13 protein-coding genes are annotated in these 13,621 nt (G+C 52.6%); 10 read left to right on the top strand and 3 right to left on the bottom strand.

Annotated elements, in window-relative coordinates; all coding sequences use genetic code 11:
* Positions 1–33: 33 nt before the first annotated feature.
* Positions 34–1,470, top strand: a complete 1,437-nt coding sequence (locus NST43_RS21420; RefSeq protein WP_339219265.1) for an amino acid permease — start codon at positions 34–36, stop codon at positions 1,468–1,470.
* On the opposite strand, the gene NST43_RS21415 is transcribed toward NST43_RS21420, so the two are convergent.
* Positions 1,467–2,078 (bottom strand): LysE family transporter, encoded by a 612-nt coding sequence (locus NST43_RS21415; RefSeq protein ID WP_339219264.1) that lies wholly within the window; start codon positions 2,076–2,078, stop codon positions 1,467–1,469. The two genes, NST43_RS21420 and NST43_RS21415, sit on opposite strands and share 4 nt — an antisense overlap.
* A 233-nt stretch (positions 2,079–2,311) precedes the next feature.
* Between NST43_RS21415 and NST43_RS21410 the strand changes: the two genes are divergently transcribed.
* The 4 genes from NST43_RS21410 to NST43_RS21395 all read left to right on the top strand — a co-directional run bounded on the left by NST43_RS21410 (position 2,312) and on the right by NST43_RS21395 (position 6,017).
* Positions 2,312–2,971, top strand: coding sequence for a response regulator transcription factor (locus NST43_RS21410; protein WP_339219262.1), 660 nt, complete (start codon positions 2,312–2,314; stop codon positions 2,969–2,971).
* Entirely contained in the window at positions 2,968–4,362 is a 1,395-nt protein-coding gene (locus NST43_RS21405; protein WP_339219260.1) for a HAMP domain-containing sensor histidine kinase, read from the top strand. Before NST43_RS21410 ends, NST43_RS21405 begins: the two co-directional genes overlap by 4 nt.
* On the top strand, positions 4,359–5,108 hold the full coding sequence (locus NST43_RS21400; RefSeq protein ID WP_339219258.1) for a hypothetical protein: 750 nt from the start codon (positions 4,359–4,361) through the stop codon (positions 5,106–5,108). The genes NST43_RS21405 and NST43_RS21400 overlap by 4 nt, the downstream gene beginning before the upstream one ends.
* A gap of 123 nt (positions 5,109–5,231) precedes the next feature.
* The gene (locus NST43_RS21395; protein WP_339219257.1) at positions 5,232–6,017 is read left to right on the top strand and encodes a hypothetical protein; all 786 of its coding nucleotides are present in this window, start codon (positions 5,232–5,234) and stop codon (positions 6,015–6,017) included.
* A 103-nt stretch (positions 6,018–6,120) separates the two neighbouring features.
* On the opposite strand, the gene NST43_RS21390 is transcribed toward NST43_RS21395, so the two are convergent.
* Positions 6,121–6,642, bottom strand: coding sequence for a DUF3231 family protein (locus NST43_RS21390; protein WP_339219256.1), 522 nt, complete (start codon positions 6,640–6,642; stop codon positions 6,121–6,123).
* Between the two features lie 161 nt (positions 6,643–6,803).
* Here NST43_RS21390 and NST43_RS21385 point away from each other — a divergent pair, with 161 nt between their 5' ends.
* Together NST43_RS21385 and NST43_RS21380 are read left to right on the top strand one after the other, a co-directional pair.
* Entirely contained in the window at positions 6,804–7,253 is a 450-nt protein-coding gene (locus tag NST43_RS21385; protein WP_339219254.1) for a CBO0543 family protein, read from the top strand.
* Between the two features lie 58 nt (positions 7,254–7,311).
* On the top strand, positions 7,312–8,616 hold the full coding sequence (locus tag NST43_RS21380; protein ID WP_339219253.1) for an MFS transporter: 1,305 nt from the start codon (positions 7,312–7,314) through the stop codon (positions 8,614–8,616).
* A gap of 679 nt (positions 8,617–9,295) precedes the next feature.
* Here NST43_RS21380 and NST43_RS21375 read toward each other — a convergent pair.
* The gene (locus NST43_RS21375; protein ID WP_339219251.1) at positions 9,296–10,957 is read right to left on the bottom strand and encodes a ribonuclease J; all 1,662 of its coding nucleotides are present in this window, start codon (positions 10,955–10,957) and stop codon (positions 9,296–9,298) included.
* Positions 10,958–11,110: 153 nt separating this feature from the next.
* Here NST43_RS21375 and NST43_RS21370 point away from each other — a divergent pair, with 153 nt between their 5' ends.
* From NST43_RS21370 to NST43_RS21360, 3 genes are all read left to right on the top strand, one after another.
* The gene (locus NST43_RS21370; RefSeq protein WP_339219250.1) at positions 11,111–11,236 is read left to right on the top strand and encodes a hypothetical protein; all 126 of its coding nucleotides are present in this window, start codon (positions 11,111–11,113) and stop codon (positions 11,234–11,236) included.
* Between the two features lie 234 nt (positions 11,237–11,470).
* Complete coding sequence (locus NST43_RS21365) at positions 11,471–12,763, top strand: glycoside hydrolase family 125 protein (protein ID WP_339219248.1); 1,293 nt, start codon at positions 11,471–11,473, stop codon at positions 12,761–12,763.
* 170 nt (positions 12,764–12,933) lie between these two features.
* Positions 12,934–13,590 (top strand): class I SAM-dependent methyltransferase, encoded by a 657-nt coding sequence (locus NST43_RS21360; RefSeq protein ID WP_339219247.1) that lies wholly within the window; start codon positions 12,934–12,936, stop codon positions 13,588–13,590.
* Positions 13,591–13,621 lie beyond the last annotated feature (31 nt).

Raw genomic sequence — 13,621 nt, 5'->3', positions numbered from 1 at the left:
CTCTCTAATACTGACAAGATAAGGACGGAATTCATGAAGAAGACTTCTGGTTCGGCAGAGAACGACAAGAAACTGAAGTGGTGGCAGCTCAGTCTGCTGGGCATTGCGGGGACGATAGGGACCGGGTATTTCCTCGGCTCGGGGCTGGCGATCTCGATGGGCGGACCAGCGGTGTTGCTGGTCTACCTGCTTGCAGCGGTTGGAACCTATGCGGTCTTCGATGCGCTGGCGCGGATGACGGCGGCGCAGCCGGAGCAAGGCTCCTTCCGCTCCTATGCCAAGCAGGCCTTCGGCAGCTGGGCGGGGTTCGGCAGTGGCTGGTTATACTGGTTCTCGGAGCTGCTGATTATGGGCAGCCAGCTTACGGCGCTGTCGATCTTCTCGCGGTTCTGGTTCCCGGGCGTGCCGATGTGGATTTTTGCAGCGGGGTATGCGGTGGTCGCTCTGGGGATTGTGTTCTTCGGCAACAAGGGCTTCGACCGGGTGGAGAACGTGCTGGCCGTCATCAAGGTGGCGGCTATTCTTATGTTCCTGGTGATTGCGGCCGCGCTGCTGGCGGGCTGGATTGGCGGCGGCAAGTTCACCCCGAAGGTGCCAATGAGCTATAAGGCGTTGTTTCCTTCGGGGGGAATCGGGTTATGGTCTGCGTTTATTTTTGCCTTCTATGCTTATGGCGGGATCGAGGTGCTCGGGATTATGTCTTACCGGCTACAGAAGCCGGAGGAAGCGCCGAAGGCGGGGAAGGTAATGCTGCTGGGACTGGCATCGGTGTATATTTTATCGATTGGACTGGCGGTCATTATGGTACCGCTTAGCGCTTTTAACCCGAAGGAGAGTCCCTTCGTTCTGGCTCTGCGCAGCGACCATCTAGCCTTCGTGCCGCATCTGTTCAACGGCGTGCTGATTATTGCTGGGTTCTCCACGATGACTGCGTCGCTGTATGCGATTACCTCGATGATGATTACGCTGGCCCAGGAGGGGGATGCGCCCAAGGTATTCTCGAAGAAGTGGAAGGACGAGTATCCGTTCCTGGCGCTGTGCCTGATTGCGGGTGGTCTGACGGGTACGGTAATTATGGCCTTGCTGCTGCCGGGAAAAGTGTACGAATACATCACCACCGCCGCCGGGCTGATGATTCTCTATAACTGGGCGTTCATCCTGCTCTCCTCTGCCAAGCTGCTTAAGCCAAGCATTCTCAGCGGCGTGAAGCGCTGGAGCGGGCTGGTGCTGATTCTGGCTGCGGTCAGCGGAACGCTGTTCCATAAGCTCAGCCGCCCTGGCTTCTATATCAGCCTGCTTATCGTAGCGCTGATTGCGCTGAGTGACTGGATCGTGCAGCATTACCGCAGCAAGCACGAGGCAGCAGGGAAAGAACAGCGCCCAGATGCGCATAAGGGAAGCTTCCACACGCTGCCGGGTGGACCAGGCTTCCGGATTAAGGGCATCCGGCTGCGGAAGAACAAAATCTAATGAAAGAACAGCAGCCGGGCCGCCTGAATCCCGAAGTAGAAGCCGAAGCCGACCAGTGACAGACCGGACAAGACAGAGATGGCCTTCAGCACCCGCTGAGTCAGGAATTTGCGGAACATGCTGGAGGCAGCGGCCATAGTCACATCCCATAGCAGAATGCCAAGGACAATGGCGCCGCTGTAGATCAGGAGCTGCTGCATCGGGTACTCGTTAACCGCCTTGGCTAAGATGGAACCGTAGATGCCCAGCCAGAACAGGATGGAGAGGGGATTGAACAGCGACATCAGGAACCCGGACACGAAGGATTTGGATAAGGAAGCTCCGCTTCGACGCACCTCTGTTGCTGAGAGTTCCCCCGAATGCCTGATGCTCTCCATACCGCTGTAGACCAGGACGAAGAAGCCGAACAGCCACAGGAAGGCCTTCACGAACGGGGCATCCAGCAGGTGAATCATGCCGAAATACACCAGCAGCATGTAGACTACATCGGCACAGACCGCCCCGAGGCCCACCGCCCAGGCTGGAAGGAAGCCTCCGCGCAGCCCCTTGTCCAATTGGGCGGCATTAATAGGCCCGATGGGGGCTGACAGGGATAGCCCGAGAACCATATAACCTATGAATATGTTAATGTTGTCCTCCTCCTTTTTATAATTAGCATATTCCGCAGAAGGCGATAATAGGACAACCAGACCCGAAGAAGGCCCGCGAAGAATCGCGGGCCTCTTGCTAAATTTATATGCTTTGTGGGGTTATCTTGCTCTGTGCGGCGGCTACGTGATGCAACTATGATACAATTCTGAAGTATAACTATACTTATTCTGTGGCGTTAGGGGAACGATGAATGATTACTATCCTTATTGTGGAAGATGAGAAGAATATCTCCGAGCTGATCCGAATTAATCTGACCGATGCCGGGTACCATTGCATCTGTGCTTATGACGGGGCTGCGGCGGCCGAGTTGATCGAGAGCGGCAGCTTCGACTTGATTCTGCTGGATATTATGCTGCCTGTGATTAACGGGTATGAGCTGCTGGAGTATATCCAGCCCCGGGATATTCCCGTGATCTGCATTACGGCAAGAGCGGGCGTGGAGGACAGGGTGAAGGGGCTTAAGCTGGGAGCGGATGATTATCTGGTGAAGCCCTTTGAGATCATTGAGCTGCTGGCCCGTGTCGAAAGCGTGCTGCGCCGCAACAAAAAAAGTGACCGCTACCTCGAAATCGCCGATATCACCATCGACACCTTATCGAGGACTGTGAACAGAGGAGAGGAGACGATCTCTCTGACCTTGAAGGAGTATGAGCTGCTGCTGCTCTTCGTAAGGAGCAAGAACATCGCCCTGTTCCGGGAGCAGATCTATGAGAAAATATGGGGCGACGATTATATGGGCGACAGCCGGACCGTTGACCTCCATGTGCAGCGAATGCGCAAAAAAATAGGCTGGGAGGATAAAATCATTGCTGTCTATAAGGTAGGCTACCGGTTTGTGGTGAATCCATGAAGCTGTTCTGGAAGTTTTTTTTCAGTACAAGCATTATTGCGCTGTTCCTGTTCAGCCTGGGCAGCACCATTATGATCAACACCCTCTTTCAGTCTGCCTTGAAGCAGGAGACCGGCTATTCCATCCGTGAGAACGATATTCTGCGGGCGGCCCTGAAGCTTGCAGTACGGGGGCAGCCGGACAGCCGGATGAAAAGCGCATTGGAGTCCATTACCGTAAGCACTTCGAGCGGCATCGTACCGTTCCGCATCAGCTACAGTAATTATGAAACCCTGTATTCAACCGGGGCGCCGGCAATGGACCATCAACTGCTCCGCAAGCTGGAGCGTAATACCCAAGCGCATGAGGTCGTGCCTGCGGGCGAGCGGCAATACTTCATCCGGGTGGCCAGCTCGCTGGAATCCGGCGGGGAGACTTATTATCTGGAGACCTACCGCGATATCACCTCCATCTTCACTAGCCGGGAGAATCAATACCAGATATTCTACGGCTTGATCGCCGGGATGATTGGTCTCAGCTTCCTTCTGATCTCGTTCGTTGCTTACTGGCTGACAAGGCCGATCCATACGCTGGCCAAGGCTACCCTGAAGATTGCAGAGGGGGATTTCCAGCTTCCGTCCTTCCCTAGCAGCAATGACGAGATTGGTCAGCTCTCCAAGGCCTTCGGCCGGATGTCGAAGAGTCTGGAACGGATGATGGGGGAGCTGGAGGAGGCGGCACACCGGCAGGAGAATTTCATTGCCAGCTTCGCGCATGAGCTGAAGACGCCCATGACTTCTATCATCGGATACGCCGATATGCTCCGTTCGCGGAATATGGATCAGGAGCTGGTGATCCGTTATGCCAATCATATTTTTCAGGAAGGAAGAAGACTGGAAGCCCTGTCGCTTACCTTAATGGAGCTGATCGTGCTGAAGAAACAGGAGTTCACGATGAAAAGAGTCCCGGCCTCCCACTTGTTTGAATCCGTGCAAACGGTAATCTCACCTATACTTGGCCGCGAGGGGATAGAATTGACCTTGGCTGCCGAGGAGGCGCCATTGTTGATCGAACCGGATCTGATGAAGACGGTGTGCCTTAACCTGCTGGATAATGCAAGGAAATCGGTCGAGCGTGACGGACGTATTTCTTTTACAGGCAAGGTTGATCAGGGCGGGTACAGGATCACGATTGCGGACAACGGGACAGGGATGGAGCCGGAAGAGCTGTCCAGAATCACAGAAGCCTTCTATATGGCGGATCAATCGCGGTCCAGAGCCAAGGGGGGCGCGGGACTGGGGCTGACCCTATCTTCGCAGATTATCGATATTCATCAGGCTGAGATGGTTTTTAACAGTGTCCCTGGTCAGGGAACCTCCGTCTCTATTCTGCTTAAGGGAGGTGCCCGATGAGAGCCTTCAGAAGGCTGAGCCTGTATCTTGTGCCGTTGTTATTAATGGCCTGCTCTGCCCTGCTTCCGCTGCTGTTCACCACGATCAATGATCAGCGGGTGCTGGGACAGATCCATATCCGAACCCTTGAAGATCAAGGAGGCGGCCAGACCGCGTCCTACAGCATGATAGACAAGATGCATCTCCTCTATGAGAAGAGTATGGGGTCCCCGAACATCGTAGTCGTTCAGAATACACAGTTATCCGGGGCAGAGATGAAGAAGCTTGGTGCGGAGTGCTTGGCTGAACTAGAGAGGCTGAGCGAAGCGAAGGTGCTGCCGGGGCTTGCGGATGGCCTGAGCAATAGCGGATACGAGGGGTCTTCCTTTACGGTCTACGATACGACGAAGCCGGAGCGGGTCGTTACGTTCTATGCCATAACCATGCCGGTTAACTCGTACCGGATTTCTTTTACGATGGACGCGGAGACCCATACAATATATGAGCTGAACATCAATTCGGACGCCGAGGCGCTGGCTATCGATATCGGCAATGCTTATCTGCATTGGCAGACTTATACAGGGCTAACGCTTGTAACGTCCGATGCAGAGGCTTCCGCCGGTGAGTTAATCAGACCCAGGGCCCCTGACTCGCAGGTTGAGCCTTTGGCAATTCATAAGTATACCGATGGTACGCATAGTGTCTCCTATTCTTTTTTTCTGGCCAATGATGGTAAGCAGTTCACGATCATTTTGTCCTCACCCTGATACCTTGCAAATGATGCTAAAATGATGGGCTTATGATGAGGATTGGATGCAGACGCCTGATATTCTTGGATTACAGAGGCGGCCGGCCGTTTCTGATACATTCACTCAAAGGAGATCAGAATTATGAAAAAAATATTGATTGCATCCACGATTATGGCATCCCTGGCGGTTACAGCAACAGGAGCCTTCGCAGCCTCAGCAGATCTGACAATGCACGCTGTGACCGAAGCTCAGCCTGTCAAAAAAGCAATCACCGCTCCCCGGCTCGCCGCAGCGCAGACGCATCAGGGGATTGAATACACCAAGGAAATTTCCTATCTGGACAATGGCAGCGTCAACGCCGTAGTAGAGACTTGGATTGATCCGCTCACGCAGGACAAGAGAATCGACATGATGGCCAAAGAAGACGATGGCACGATCCATCCGGTCAGCCATTATCTGCAGGAGAAGGGAACGAAATGGGTAGAGGTGTCAAGAGACAAGAGCGGGAAAGCGGTAAGCGGGAAATTCGTTAAACTGACGACTGAGGAAGCCCTTAGTGTGGACACCTGGAAATCCTTCGCTGAACGGCAAGCTGAATTCGCCCGGGCGGGCTGGAAGAACGAAGGCGTTACAACAGCCAAGGACGGGACTAAGCTGGTGAAGCTCTCCGGCAAGGACATGCTGGAGGATGACCGGCAGCCGGAAGGCAGCAAAGTGGTTGTCCATGAATATGCAACGCTCGATACAGATCTGGGTCTGCCAGTGAAGCTTGAAACCTACGCAGAATTCAATGGAAAGCAGGAGAAGCAGTATTCGGTGACTTATGAACATAAATATGTGAATGACAAGGATGTATTTAATACATCGGGCATTCCTATGAAGGCGTATACCCAATTACAGTGGATTCACGGCGTAGATAAGCAGTGAAGAAATGTGTGGAGGACTAGAACGGTTTGAGCAATATGACAAGGCAAGAGGCCCGCGGCATGACTGCGGGCCTCTTCTCTCTATCAATCCGGGGACTGCTGCGTTACGCGTGGACCGTTTCAGGTCTCTTCACGAGCAGCGGCGGGGGGATTAGCCAGCCTTTTTTCTTCAGCAGATGCAGGTTCTTCACGCCGATGGCTGCCTTGGTCAGATGATATTTGGCGAACAATGCGCCGATATCTTCACGGATGGACTGCCCCATAGCCTGGCTGCAGGCAACCATCCCAACCGCCAGACTGGCTGCAACCATGGCCGCAATCTCTGGGTCCGTGAACCGTGCGCCCACCGGAATATCCTCCAGTCTCGCTTCAGGCCGGTTCGGGAGCGCCGGAGCAGCAGCAATGCCCTGCTCAGCCAGCAGCGAGTCGCATTCGCTGATCTCCAGCTCCGCCTGGTCGATCATGGCAGCCAGAATCTTCTTCAGATCGCTGTCTCCGGCATGATACATATGAGCTCTGTAGCCAGATAAAGCGCCCTTCGCTGCCATTGAGGTCTCCCATAGAGTGAAGATCTCTCCATAATGCATCGGTTCATCCTTGGGGTTGCCGCCTAGAATTCCTGTCATAAGTGTAAGCTCCTTTACGGTTGGATTTGAACATGGAGTAGCATGTCCTGCCGGAAACGGAGATATTACAGCGCATTGTTGTGAATTGTTTTACACGGATAAGGGGCACCTCGTTATGCCATAATAAGCAGATGTGAAGCCGGATGGAGGAATCGAACCCAATGCTTATCAACGTGATTATCGGCTGGATCATTCCCTGGAGGATTGGCAGTTATTTTCTCAGAAAAGACAGCGCAGTTATCCTTCATATCGCACCGATTGCCAGTGTAATCGCCTTTGCCTTCGATGAGATCGGGTACCACATGAAGTGGTGGAGCATCACCCCGACCGGGCCTGGTGTTATTTCGTATCTTCCTTATAATCTGGGGGTATTTCCGGTGGTCTCCTGTCTGCTCATCTATACGGTAAGGAGGTCTTCCCTAAATCCGCTGCTGCTGATTCTGCTCTTCACGATCGGCAAAACCTTGTTTGAGTTCTGTTTAGTCATTAGCGGCAAAGTAAGGTATGCTCACGGCTGGAACCTGGGCTGGACGTTCGTATCCTATGTACTGGCCTGTTCGTTGTGTTACGGCTGGTATCTGATTGTAAAGGGCAGAGTTCTTGGGGTATAAATACAGCCGTTAGACCGACAATAAGCAGGATGCGAATATAAAAGAAGGTGGTTCGTCCATGAACGGGTCAAAAGAATCCCAAGGGGGAAAAGGTTCAAAAGGGGCATTAATCGCGCTTGCCTCCATTCCGCTAATTATGACACTGGGCAATTCGATGCTATTGCCGATTCTGCCCCAGATCTCCAAGGAGCTGGGGGTGAGCGCGTTTCAAGTCAGCATGATCATCACGGTCTATGGCCTAATCGCCATCCTAATGATCCCGATCGCCGGCTATTTATCGGACCGCTTCGGGCGCAAAAAAGTAATTCTGCCCAGCCTGATCCTGGCCGCCCTGGGCGGTGCCGGTTGTGTCGCCGCTGCCTGGTTCTTCACAGGAGTGAGCGCGTATTGGATCATTCTTGCCGGACGTTTCGTCCAGGGGATCGGTGCCGCAGGCGCTTTTCCCATCGTTATTCCCTTCGTGGGTGATCTGTTCAAGGATGAGAAGGAGGTGAGCAAAGGGCTCGGAATTATTGAGACTTCCAATACCTTCGGAAAAGTGGTAAGCCCGATCCTGGGTGCTTATCTGGGGACGCTGCTATGGTATGCGCCTTTTATCGCCATTCCTGTGTTGTGTCTGTTTTCTTGTATTCTTGTGACCTTCCTCGTTAAGAAGCCCAAGGCGGAGGAGGAAGCGGAGAAGACCAGCCTTAAGGAATTCCTAGGCGGCATTAAGAGTGTATTGCATGAGAAGGGCCGCTGGCTGTACGCCATCTTCGCCATCGGCGGCATTTGCATGTTCGCCACCTTCGGGGTACTGTTCTATTTATCTGAAATCCTCGAATCGAAATATAACCTGCACGGGGCGTACAAAGGCTTTGTACTGGCCATTCCGCTTGCTTTGCTATGTCTGGCCTCTTACGGAAGCGGTAAGATCATCGGCAAAAACAAGCTGCTCATGAAATGGCTCGGCTTCGGCGGCATGGCCTTACTGACCGCTGCCACGCTGATTACCGGCTTCAATGAGAACATCTATTACATGGTCGGATTCCTGAGTCTAAGTGGAATCGGGATCGGGGTGGTCCTGCCCTGCATGGATGCGCTGATTACCGAAGGCATCGAGAAGGAGAACCGGGGCACGATTACTTCCCTCTACAGCAGCATGAGATTCATCGGGGTCGCGCTGGGCCCGCCGGTGGTGTCCCTCTTGATGAACCGGGGACACTGGACCTTGTTCTTCACTATGGCGGGCGTCGGGGCCGTCGGCGGACTGTTGAGCTTCTTCGCGGTAAGACCCAACAAGGAGGATTCCGAAGGGGAAGGCCGGACAGAGCGGAATTCGTTGGCGAAGAAAGGAAGTCCTTTGCGCCAACGGGCTCGGTAGGTGGTAAGTAAGGCATGTGTGTATGTTTTTATGGTTGAAGGGGCGCCCCATATGAGGCGCCCCTTATTTGAAATAGAATTTATATGTTTCACACGATAAATTATCCTTCTATTTCTCGCTGAAACGGTACCGTATGCGAAAAACTGAATACAGTGGATGCTGCCACGATGAGCGATGGGCTCCATGCTTACAGCCAGTAACAATTGTAGAGAAATCCTGCACGAAGTGCAACAATCCTGCCCCATAGAAGCGGTCTACGCTGAACTCCTGCACAAAATGCAACAAATCCAGCGCAAACTTGCTCTAATCACCGAAATTTATGCAATTCATGCAACATTCCACTTCATCCAGTAATAGGTATAGAGGATTCCTGCAATAATTGCAACAATGCTCCATACAAGCGGTCGGTGAGAGAAGGCACCAGCATCCTTCACTCGTAAGGTGATTTGATTTCTCTTCTACACCATAAAATAAAAAACACTAAAGAAAAATGCGACAAGCGAAAGGAACGGAGGGGGAATTTGGAACTGTAGGAGCGGTAGCGTCCGCTTTGTCTCCGGATTTCTACCGCAAACAGCGGTCTAAATCAGGAAATGGAGACAACAGCGGCCGGAAGTCCAAATGTTCACCGCAGTGACGATTACGCCTCGACTTCAAACATCTAGTATTTTCTTCTCCCCTACACCTCAATAATTATCGGCAGGATCATCGGACGGCGCTTCGTCCGCTCATACAGGAACTTGCTAAGGGTATCCTTCAGCGTCTGCTTGATCAGATTCCATTGGCCGAGATCCGCTGGACTCATTTTCTGGAGAGTGGCCTTAACGAGCTGGTTAATCTCATCCATCAGGCTGTCTGAATTGCGGACATAGATGAACCCGCGTGAGATGGTATCCGGCTCACTGAGCAGCCGTCCATCAGCCTGGCTTAGGGTAATTACAGTAATCAGCACCCCGTCTGCCGACAACTGGCGGCGGTCCCGCAGCACCACATTGCCGATATCGCCAATCCCCAGCCCGTCCACGAAAATCTGCCCCGCTGTGACCCGTCCCGCCTGGCGCACCACTCCGCCTGCCGACTCTACAACCTCGCCGTTCTTAAGCAGGAAAATATGATCTCCCTCCACCCCGACCCCTTCAGCCAATAGCCGGTGATGGTGCAGCATCCGGTATTCGCCGTGGATCGGAATGAAGTACTCCGGCTTCATCAGGGTCAGCATCAGCTTCAATTCCTCCTGGCTGCCGTGGCCGGAGACATGCAGCTCACTGCGTGAGCCGTAGATGACCTTAGCTCCGAGAATATAGAGATTGTCCACGATCCGCGATACATTGCGTTCATTGCCCGGTATCGGATTCGCTGCGAGCAGCACGGTGTCTCCGGCCTGGATCTCCATCTGCCGGTTGCTTGCATTCGCCAGCCGGGATAACGCAGCCATCGGCTCACCTTGGCTGCCTGTGCACAGAACAGCCACTTCCTGCGGCGGAAGCTTCGCGGCCTCTACAGGCTCGACCAGCATTCCATCAGGGATGATCAGATACCCCAGCTCCCTGGACACGCCCACAACATTCACCATGCTGCGGCCCAGTAAGGCCAGCTTGCGTCCGGTCACTCCGGCAGCATCCACAATCTGTTGAAGCCGGTGGACATTGGAGGCGAAGGTGGAGACGAAGATACGGCGCTCCGCCTGCTTGAAGGCCTCCTCCATATGCGCACCGACCAGCTGCTCGGAAGGGGTGAAGCCGGGACGTTCCGCATTCGTGCTCTCGGAGAGCAGGAAGCGGACGCCTCTCATGCCGATCGCAGCCATTTTGTGAATATCCGGGTATTGCTTGTTCACTGGAGTCATATCGAATTTGAAATCTCCCGTATGGACAACCGTTCCTTCAGGGGTATCGAACACCACTCCCAGACAGTCCGGGATACTGTGGTTGGTCCGGAAGAAGGTGGCGGTCACCTCACCGAAGGTGAGCTCGGAATCGGCATCAATACGGTGAAGCTGGGCATCCCGGAGCAGACCGTGCTCCTTGAGCTTAGTCCTGATCAGGCCAAGGGTCAGGCGGGAGGCATAGAGCGGAAGGTTCATCTGCTTAAGCAGGTAGGGAATGCCGCCGATATGGTCTTCATGCCCGTGGGTAACAATCAGGGCCCGGACCTTATCCCGGTTATCCAGCAGGTAAGCGATATCTGGGATAATCAGATCAATGCCCAGCAGGCTCTCATCAGGGAATTTGGACCCGCAGTCTATGGCGATAATATCGTCACCATATTGCAGGATATACATATTCTTGCCGATCTCATGGACGCCGCCCAAGGCGGCAATCCGTAGACGTTCTTTTGACATTGTGACGCTCCTCCTTTAATCAGTATGCTTATTATGTTAGGAGGGAAGGCTTACTATCCGGTGTCCCGGAAATAACATTCTTCACATCACTAATATAACATGGTATATTAGGTTGTGCCTTTCCAAGAGAAAGCGGTAATGGAGGTGCTTGATATGGCCAATGACTCAGGCTCGAGGCCGATGTACGAAATGATCTTTCATACGCTGCGTGAGCGGATTCCTAATCATGAATATAGAGTGGGGGAGGGCAAGTCAACAGCACCGGTCCGCAAGGACTGACCTGTCAGAGTAAAGTACCTGGAATTCTTGAAAGCCCAACTGCGGGAGTAAGATCAAAGCCTCCAATGCGGGGGCTTTTTTTGTTCAGTTTTCGACTGAATATACTATATATACCAAGGACATTAAACTCTATAAATATACCATTAATATATTGACATATTAATATTAATTGTTTACTATAATGAAAGCGTTTGAAATACTGATATATACCATTTAGAGGTGCAGCATACACCCGTGAAGCTACAGAATGAAATCCCGAAGTCTGTGTATGATTTGATCGGCAAGGTGCAAGGGGAGTTGCCAGACTCTTCCAAGCTGGCCAAGATGTTCGAGGAGTGCATTATCAATACTATTGGCACCACCATTTCGCAGAAAGCGGATGGTACCACCTTCGTTATAACAGGTGATATACCAGCTATGTGGCTGCGTGATTCCGCCGCCCAGGTTCGCCCGTATCTGCTGCTTGCCGCAGAAGACCCTAATATGGAGGCAATGATTGCGGGTCTGGTGAAGCGGCAGATGAATTATGTTCTGCTTGATCCGTATGCCAATGCCTTCAATGAAGAGGCGAACGGACACGGACACCAATCGGATCTTACCGCCATGAGCCCATGGATCTGGGAGCGCAAGTATGAGATTGATTCGCTGGCGTATCCGATTCAGCTCAGTTATCTGCTCTGGAAGAACAGCGGCTGCGTCACGCAGTTCGATGAGACCTTCCGCAACGCAGCGCTTGAAATTATGAAGCTGTGGAGAGTGGAGCAGCGTCATGAGACGGAGTCGGGCTACCGGTTCCAGAGGCTGGATGCACCGCTCACGGATACCTTGACCCGGGAGGGCAAAGGAAGCGAAACCGCTTATACCGGGATGACCTGGTCAGGCTTCCGGCCAAGTGATGACTGCTGTGAGTATGGTTATCTGGTGCCGTCCAATATGTTCGCTGTGGTGGTCCTTCGCTATCTGAAAGAGATCGCTCAAGAGATATACGGGGATCAGGAGCTTGCGGCAACGGCGCAGAAGCTGGGCCAGGAGATCAATCAGGGGATACAGGAGCATGGTATCTATAATCATCCGGTCTATGGGAGAATCTATGCTTATGAGACAGACGGGCTAGGTCATTACAACCTTATGGATGATGCCAATGTTCCAAGCCTGCTGTCCTTGCCTTACCTGGGCTACACCGACGAGAATGACGAGGTGTACAGGAATACCCGCAGATTTATCCTTAGCGAGGACAATCCTTATTACTATAAAGGGCAGGTTGCTGAAGGAATAGGCAGTCCGCATACCCCGGAGGGTTACATCTGGCACATCGCCTTGTCCATGCAAGGACTTACGTCACCGGAGCGCAGCGAGAAAGAGCGCTTACTGCGGCTGATTCAGGATACGGATGGAGGCACAGGCTTGACCCATGAAGGCTTCTCTGTCAACGATGCCACAGCATTTACCCGTCCGTGGTTCTCCTGGTCGAATATGCTGTTCAGTGAACTGATTATGGATTATTGCGGATTACGGGTAGCGAAGTAGAATTTCTTGCTGAAACGGTACCGTCCTTTTAAAGGACGGTACCGTTTCTACTTGGCGCGGGAATCCGGACAATCTGAAAATTTAGCAGATTTGGCGGTTACAGATATCCAAGCCAATCCCACTCGCTCCGAATACACTAACGTATATCTATTGGGGCGGGGGGAGCATACATGACGGTATGGAATAGCAGAAGACCTGTTTTTGAAACGGATGAGCGGGGAACAAATCTGAATACCGCCTGGGAAGGACATCGCAGATTCGCTTACGACCTGGTTTGTCATATGCTGCCTGGTAAAATCGTAGAATTAGGGACGTATTATGGCGCTTCTCACTTCGCCTTCTGTCAGGCCGTTAAGGATCATGGGCTTGCAACGGTATGTTACGCAGTCGATACGTGGCTAGGCGACCAGCATTCGGGGCTCTATGATGAATCTATTTATCAGTCGGTACAATCTTCGTCAAACACCTATTACTCTGGAATCTCCCACCTGCTGCGCATGACCTTCGACGAGGCATTGCTTCAATTTGCAGACCGAAGCATCGACTTGCTGCATATTGACGGTCTCCATACTTATGAGGCGGTCAAGCATGATTATGAGTCATGGCTGCCGAAGCTGGCAGATAACGGCGTTATTCTGTTCCATGATATTGCGGCTATGCAAGACGACTTCGGCGTGCACCGCCTGTGGGGAGAGCTTCAGATGCAGTACTATGCAGTTCAATTCGAGCATAGCTATGGGCTTGGCATTCTGATGCCCAAGGGCTGTTCTCCGGTAACCTCGTATATGCATGCCAACTGGAATGCAATCAAGCCGATGTACCCTTAATGAGTACAGCATGAAATATCCTGCTGAATAC

The organism is Paenibacillus sp. FSL H8-0332 (assembly GCF_037963835.1).
In the GTDB taxonomy this organism is placed as follows: Bacteria; Bacillota; Bacilli; order Paenibacillales; family Paenibacillaceae; genus Paenibacillus_AQ; species Paenibacillus_AQ rhizoplanae.
The sequence above is the reverse complement of the archived record's forward strand: the minus strand, read 5'-3'. Positions and strand labels throughout refer to the sequence as shown.

Coding starts and splice junctions, on each gene's coding strand:
- NST43_RS21360 (WP_339219247.1), top strand. CDS start 12,934: ATGACGGTATGGAATAGCAGAAGACCTGTTTTTGAAACGGATGAGCGG.
- NST43_RS21420 (WP_339219265.1), top strand. CDS start 34: ATGAAGAAGACTTCTGGTTCGGCAGAGAACGACAAGAAACTGAAGTGG.
- NST43_RS21380 (WP_339219253.1), top strand. CDS start 7,312: ATGAACGGGTCAAAAGAATCCCAAGGGGGAAAAGGTTCAAAAGGGGCA.
- NST43_RS21400 (WP_339219258.1), top strand. CDS start 4,359: ATGAGAGCCTTCAGAAGGCTGAGCCTGTATCTTGTGCCGTTGTTATTA.
- NST43_RS21375 (WP_339219251.1), bottom strand. CDS start 10,957: ATGTCAAAAGAACGTCTACGGATTGCCGCCTTGGGCGGCGTCCATGAG.
- NST43_RS21385 (WP_339219254.1), top strand. CDS start 6,804: ATGCTTATCAACGTGATTATCGGCTGGATCATTCCCTGGAGGATTGGC.
- NST43_RS21395 (WP_339219257.1), top strand. CDS start 5,232: ATGAAAAAAATATTGATTGCATCCACGATTATGGCATCCCTGGCGGTT.
- NST43_RS21390 (WP_339219256.1), bottom strand. CDS start 6,642: ATGACAGGAATTCTAGGCGGCAACCCCAAGGATGAACCGATGCATTAT.
- NST43_RS21410 (WP_339219262.1), top strand. CDS start 2,312: ATGATTACTATCCTTATTGTGGAAGATGAGAAGAATATCTCCGAGCTG.
- NST43_RS21415 (WP_339219264.1), bottom strand. CDS start 2,078: ATGGTTCTCGGGCTATCCCTGTCAGCCCCCATCGGGCCTATTAATGCC.
- NST43_RS21405 (WP_339219260.1), top strand. CDS start 2,968: ATGAAGCTGTTCTGGAAGTTTTTTTTCAGTACAAGCATTATTGCGCTG.
- NST43_RS21370 (WP_339219250.1), top strand. CDS start 11,111: ATGGCCAATGACTCAGGCTCGAGGCCGATGTACGAAATGATCTTTCAT.